This is a genomic window from Azospirillum palustre, from assembly GCF_002573965.1.
Lineage (GTDB): Bacteria > Pseudomonadota > Alphaproteobacteria > Azospirillales > Azospirillaceae > Azospirillum > Azospirillum palustre.
In genome coordinates, this window is record NZ_PDKW01000019.1 from 1 (window position 1) to 1,160 (window position 1,160).

Annotated in this window: 1 protein-coding gene and 1 pseudogene; one reads left to right on the forward strand and one right to left on the reverse strand. The window is 62.3% G+C overall.

Features of this window, described 5'->3' with window-relative positions; all coding sequences use genetic code 11:
• Positions 1–623 (reverse strand): annotated as a pseudogene (locus tag CRT60_RS35995) (hypothetical protein); the annotation flags it as partial.
• A 309-nt stretch (positions 624–932) separates the two neighbouring features.
• On the opposite strand from CRT60_RS35995, the gene CRT60_RS00100 reads away from it, so the two are divergent.
• The coding region (locus tag CRT60_RS00100) for a cation-transporting P-type ATPase (protein WP_244592180.1) at positions 933–1,160 on the forward strand (228 nt) is incomplete at its 3' end.

Consider the following 1,160-nt stretch of genomic DNA (forward strand, 5'->3'; position numbering starts at 1 on the left):
AGCAGGCGGGTTCCACCCGGTGTTCCGTCGGTGGACCACAATTCACGCCCATGGACGCCGTCGTCGGCGCTGAAATAAACACGTTCATGGAGTTCGATAAAGCCCTGCGGCTCCGATGAGGCCGCACCCGGAGCGATGTCCCGCAGCAGGGTGGCCCGGCGCCCGTCCGTTCCCCACATCTCGTTCCCACTCGCATTGTCCGTCGCCGCGAATACGGCGCTGGCTTTCATCGGCTCATTTTTCAGTCGCAGATTGCCGGCAGTGAGATCCTCGCGCGACAGGCCCATCAGCTTCACGCCGTCGCGTGGTCCAAAATCGAGGACCAGCCCGTCGCTGTCCTGGTGGGAGCGGACCAGCACATCTTCCAGGCTGCCGATCCCACTCCAGGCCCGCAGGTCCAACAGGTCCCCGTCGGCTCCGCCCCGGAAGTCGCCGATGCAGTCCCAACCGTCGCCGGGTTTGAGAATGAAACGGTCGCGGCCGCCGCCGCCTTCCATGTAATCGTTGCCGCGATTGCCGGCGATGATGTCGTTCCCTTCGCCGTCGAACAGAAAGTCGCGGCGCCCGCTGCCCATGATTGTCCGCCCGGATGTGCCGTGATGCTTTTCATGATCCTGTCCCATGCCGGCGCCCTTTCGATGGTAGCGGTGGGTCTGGATAGAAATGCTCTTAAAGGTTGCTGTTGCGAATGACGCATCGGGCCAGGGCTCTATCGGCCCATCCGTCTACTCCAATCCAGCGGAAATGTTTTTAGCATTGTCCAACCGAAAGAGTGCCGGCAGTGAAAATCCGGAGCGTCAGTCCGCGGTCGCCGTTTTCGAATCCAGCCGTGTGGCGCCAAGTCCCAACCATGAAATTGCGGGCTATCGTAAGCGTCATTTCTCTTCCCTCGGCCGAAGCCTACACTTATGCAACTGCCGAGGACACGACCTTTGGACCAAGGCATCATCGCTGACGGGATCTGGAAACAACCGATCTCTGTCGTGCTCAAAAACCTGGATGCGACGCCCGCCGGGCTGAGCCGGACCGAGACGGAGGCCCGCCGGCGCAGATACGGCCTCAACCAGCCGCTGGCGCGCCGCCGCCGGCCGCTCTGGCTGCAATTCCTGACCCGCTTCCTCAATCCCCTGGTGCTGATCCTGCTGTTTGCCAGCGGCCTG